We start from the raw sequence: 4,484 nt of genomic DNA, 5'->3' as shown, positions 1-4,484 counted from the left end.
CCGGAACAATTCTCAAGCCGAGGTTTCCGTCGTGGCGATGTTCGAGTTCCAGCGCCATGCGGGCCGCGCCGGTTTTGACCGTTTTGAGTTGCGAGTCGTCGTAAGTAATTCCTTCGGGAAAAATCCCAATGGCCCCGCCTCGCTCGAGTATTTTGAAGCAGGCCTCAAACGTGTCCATGACCGAGCGCATGGCGCGTGGATCGTCTTTCAACCGGTTGATCGGGATGATGCCGCATTGTTTCAGGAGCCAGGCCAGCGGCGGGAAACCGAAGAGTTTGACAGTGGCGACGAAATGGACCTGACGCGGCACCGACGTGCCGATGATGAACGCGTCAGTAACGGACCCGGGATGATTCGAAACAAACAGGACCGGTCCGTCGTGAGGAACGCGTTCCGCGTGAAAGCACTCGATCCGGCGGAAGTAAACGCCCAGCAGAATGCGGAGCAGTGTCGTGATAGTCAGAGTCAGACATTTTTCCAGAACGTTCATCGGCCGGGTTGGTCCAAGAATGCCACAACACCGGCGGAAAAGCCATCGAGGATTGAGCAGAGGTTGCCGCACCGGCGACTCATGGATGCTTCAGCCCCATGAAGAGAAGAACCAGGTCAACGATGAACAGCAGGACGATGGTCCCCTCCAGCATCAGCATCCAGCGGTTGGTCTGGTCGTGCTGGAGCAACTGGTAGAGGTTGTCCAGTGTTTTGAGTTTGACGTGGATGGTCCGGTGCCAGTCGCTCAAATGGAACCGGGCGGAAATGTTTTCATAAATGCGAGCAAGGTGCCAGTCGCCAAAGAATTTGGTGATGTTCAAAAGCTCATCGCCCAGTCGCGCGAGGTCAACGCGGATTTCGCGGAGTTCACGCAACACATCGCCCTTGCGCCGCAACGGCCGCTCGCCAAGGTCGCGATAGGACCGCTCCAGCGCCTCGTCGAGAATCCGATCGTAGGCTTCCAGTTCCGCCAATTGAAGATTGGCCAGTTCCATGACATAGAGCGTTTCATCGAAATTCTGTCGCCCATCCACGATCAGGGCCGCATCCCAATCGATGACCGCCAGATCATACTCATAGTAACTGAGGTGGCGCCCTGTTGATTCGTCTGCCTCCTGCCGCGAGAGGCGATCGACGTCCGGTTCCTGCGTGAGCAGTGAGGCGACTTCCCGGCGATGGACCTTGAGCCAGTCCTCGGCGCTCAAGGTCGCGCCGTCCTTCGCGTGGAGCGGGGATTCGATGCAAAAGACCGTGTACGCTTCCTCTTCGGCCAGTTGCGCGATGGGCCGGATGAGATAGGGCGCGAGTTCGCGCCGCAATTCGTCCGCCAGTCGCCGAACTTCGTCGTGCAGAGCACCGTTGCTGAACTGCAAGTCATGGTAAACCACGAGGTCCTCGATTCGTGCCATGTCGAACGGCACCCGCACGGTGATACTGACTGCGCCGACCGGCAGCAGTTTCACTACCCGTTCCAAACGCGCAAGCCCGTGCGGCCCGATGCGTTCCAGCGGAGGCAGTCGAACCATTTGCGGCCGGTAGAAAAAAAGCTGCCTGGGAGTACGCTTGCCGGAGTCCACGGAAAACTGCGCCAGTGGCTGTCCGAGCAGTTCCCTCAAAGGCAAACGCGCCATCTCGTAAGCAATATCGAAAGCGTAAATATAAACGACTTCGCCCGTATAGTAGTTGGCCCGAGCGGGCGCACCTTGAGAAGGAGACTTTTCAGGATATGAAACCGAGGAAACCATAAAATCTGTTACAAAATTACGCCACGAGTGTCGGGCTGTCCATCCGGCGAGACAACCGGTTGGGCGCGCACCGCTTATCACAAAAGATTTCATCGGCGTTTTCATCCAGGTTCAAACTTGCACCAGGCGACGACCGGTCAGCTCCTCCGATGGCGCGAAGGAACCCCGCCCGGTTGGCCGAAGAGTCCGGATCGCCATTTGACTTTTCCAGGTTGTCGGATGGATGGGATACCTGATTCAAAAAAAAAAACTGTCTGAAAGCTATGAACTGAAGACGTGGCGAGTTATTAAAAGAAACGTCGGAAACGGGTTGGCGGCGCCGAATGGAGGGACCCTTGGAAATAATCGCCTGGTGGGAGGGCAGAGTTCCCGAGTTCGTCGTGTCAACTGTAACAAGGGCCTCGTCGCCCCGCCGGTCGGCACGGACAGCGCCACGAACGATCCCTCACACATTTTGAGAGCAAAATGGAATTTCACCCGGTATTTCGCGCGGCCATGGCAAACCACTTGCTGGGAACAGATTGACCGGGCAAATGAGCCTTGTTCGTACCGATTCGGGACACTGACGCCAACTCTGGTCTGTTTGGGTCACGAAACGATTGGCGTTCAGGAACGAATTGAATGGTCCCGGCCCAACGGGCGAAGATGTTTTTTTATGACGATCCAGCAAGCTGAGCAGTTCATCCACCACTACCAGCAAGTACTCTCAGACGACTCGAAACGAGGAAGTCGGCGCGACCCGGCACTCCTTCCAGCGCCGAAAGAAGAGATCATGAAGGCCATCAAACTGGAGCTGGCCCAATTGTTTTCCCTCAATTCACATACCAACGAAGATTTGGTCAAGCCACTGACCAACGCGGCCATGTTTCTGGACAGTTTCAGCGATTTGCCCATGGAGCCGGCGTATTTCATCGAATCGATGCACCGCCGCCGCCGCGAAATCGACTCCTTTTACGTTGAATTGCTCGCCCTCGATCGCACCGACGCCTTTTTCTGGCAGCGAGTATACGGCATGATCGGCATCAGTTCCGAAACCAAAAGGACATCTTTCTTCGCGGGAATGAAGCAGCGGCTGGGAATGGGTTCCCGCCCGGGATCGACGGAAGCGGAGGAGTTTCAGAGTCGGCGCCCGGTCGGCCGACTGACCATCGATTAGCCCTGACTGGCGTTCAGCCGCCGGAAGATTTCACCGCAAATCTGCTGCGCCGCATCAACGTGGCCGAGTGCCTTCGCCGCGCCGGCCATCTCCTTAAGCTTCTTCGATCCGATCAGTTGCTCGAGCCTGAAGGGAACATCCTCGATCCGGTTCGCTTTGGCTGCTGCGCCGCGTTCCAGCAGAAAGTCGCTGTTCGCCGCCTCCTGGCCGGGAATCGGATTGAGAATAAACAGCGGTTTACCCATGGCCAGCGCTTCTGAAGTCGTCAACCCGCCAGGTTTCGTGACGATCAAATCCGCGACCGCCATCAGCTCGTGCATGTTCGTCACGAAGCCAAGCACCCTTACCGGATGCCGAAAGTCTGCGCAGGCGAGCTCGCGACGCAGTTTTTCGTTGCGACCGGCGACGACGACGGTCTGGAAGTTGCGCTCTACCTTGTCAATTGCAGCCAGGATTTTCGACATCGGACCCATGCCAAATCCACCTCCCAGCACAAGCACGACGGACAGATCATCGCGCAGCCCAAGATTTCTTCGCACGGTTCGTGAATCGGGGCGGTTTGAAAATTTTCCGGCGATCGGAATCCCGGTCACCACCACGTCTCGGGCCCTGGCTCCGCGCGCGACAAGACTCGCTTTTGTCTCCTCGGCGGCCACACAATACAAATCCACCGTCTGCTCCATCCAGAGCGCATGCGCCTCGAAATCTGTGACCACGCAAACCGTCATCGGGTTAAACCCTTTGCGTTCCAGGTGGGCCATGATTTCCACCGGGAGGTAATGCGTGCAAATCACGGCGTCCGGCTGAAACGCTTTCAAATACTTGACGAATTTCTTGTTGGTGCGTTCGGCGAATCCGCGACGAAAGTATCCCACCTTCCGCAACAGCGCCGGATTGTCCGTCTTCTTGAAAACCATTCCCCACAACTCGGGCGCGTGCTTCACCAGCTTCACATAACCCTGGATGTAAACCCTCCGTTGCAGGCGGGAAACGAAATCAAGCAAATCCACCTTTTCGACCATGTCGCCGGGACGCAGCGTGCGCCATGCCTCTTCCAGAGCGGCGGCGGCCTGCAGATGCCCCGCCCCCGCTGTCACGGTCGCAATCAATATGCGCATGCAGAATTTGAAGTGTGATGCGATGTTTACCGGACTGGCAGCAGCCCGAACAGATAATTTATTTCCCGCACTGCCCGCTCACATGGCCACGGGTCACCAAACACCCGCGGCCTCCAACTGGCGCGTTGCAATGCCCGCCCAATCCCGATTGGCCGCGGGATTGGCCGGACTCGGGTGAAGAATTCGCCCCATTTTAAGCGTGGTGTCCGCGAAGACGAGCCTGGCGCGCCTCTCGGCAAAATCGCCGACACCGATCAACCATTCCGGCTTCAATATTTCAACGACTTTGGTCAGGTGCCGGTCACAGGCCAAGAACAGAGGCATCGCTTGTTCGGACGTGAGTAATTTGTCCGGAGTCAGGTTTCGTCCCTCCTTGTCAATGAATGCCAGTGGGCAGTAATTCAAAACGAAGTGATCCGCGAAAAACTGTTCGGCACACTTAAACCGTCCGGCAAAAAGCCCCCACAATCGCTT

5 protein-coding genes are annotated in these 4,484 nt (G+C 56.9%); 1 reads left to right on the top strand and 4 read right to left on the bottom strand.

Annotated elements, in window-relative coordinates; all coding sequences use genetic code 11:
- Both VN887_02375 and VN887_02370 read right to left on the bottom strand, forming a co-directional pair.
- On the bottom strand, window positions 1-490 hold a 490-nt coding region (locus VN887_02375), incomplete at its 3' end, for a 1-acyl-sn-glycerol-3-phosphate acyltransferase (GenBank protein HXT38848.1).
- A gap of 79 nt (window positions 491-569) precedes the next feature.
- Window positions 570-1,736 carry a hypothetical protein gene (locus tag VN887_02370; protein HXT38847.1) on the bottom strand — a complete coding sequence of 389 codons (1,167 nt, stop codon included), beginning with the start codon at window positions 1,734-1,736 and terminating at the stop codon, window positions 570-572.
- Between the two features lie 772 nt (window positions 1,737-2,508).
- On the opposite strand from VN887_02370, the gene VN887_02365 reads away from it, so the two are divergent.
- Complete coding sequence (locus tag VN887_02365) at window positions 2,509-2,892, top strand: hypothetical protein (GenBank protein HXT38846.1); 384 nt, start codon at window positions 2,509-2,511, stop codon at window positions 2,890-2,892.
- Here VN887_02365 and VN887_02360 read toward each other — a convergent pair.
- Window positions 2,889-4,010 (bottom strand): glycosyltransferase, encoded by a 1,122-nt coding sequence (locus VN887_02360; GenBank protein ID HXT38845.1) that lies wholly within the window; start codon window positions 4,008-4,010, stop codon window positions 2,889-2,891. The two genes, VN887_02365 and VN887_02360, sit on opposite strands and share 4 nt — an antisense overlap.
- Window positions 4,011-4,103: 93 nt before the next feature.
- Window positions 4,104-4,484, bottom strand: a 381-nt coding sequence (locus VN887_02355; protein HXT38844.1) for a single-stranded DNA-binding protein, incomplete at its 5' end; no start/stop codon positions are given.

Origin of the sequence: Candidatus Angelobacter sp. (genome assembly GCA_035607015.1) — a bacterium.
Taxonomy (GTDB): Bacteria; Verrucomicrobiota; Verrucomicrobiia; order Limisphaerales; family AV2; genus AV2.
Note: the sequence above shows the minus strand (reverse complement) of the source record. Positions and strands in the feature narration are given on the sequence as shown.